General features: G+C 48.5%; 1 protein-coding gene. It reads right to left on the bottom strand.

What is annotated here, in order from left to right; translation table 11 throughout:
- Positions 1-108: 108 nt before the first annotated feature.
- On the bottom strand, positions 109-231 hold a 123-nt coding region (locus ACYP03_RS28370), incomplete at its 5' end, for a winged helix-turn-helix domain-containing protein (protein WP_459782988.1).

Below are 231 nucleotides of genomic sequence, written 5' to 3' on the forward strand. Positions count from 1 at the left end.
TGTTTGGATTCAGCGTAAATCAGGCTCCAGGAGATGGCAATCAGCACAGTGGCGGCCGTCAGCGTGATCGTGATCAGCCGTTTTTTTATCGACAGCATCGGACTGATTTCAGCGATTCTCAATGATATACCCTACGCCACGGATATTTTTGATCAGGGTGCTGCCCAGTTTTTTCCGCAAATTATGTATATGGTCTTCAATGGCATTGTCACTGGCGGTGTCATCCCAGCC

This window comes from Photobacterium sp. R1 (assembly GCF_054600795.1).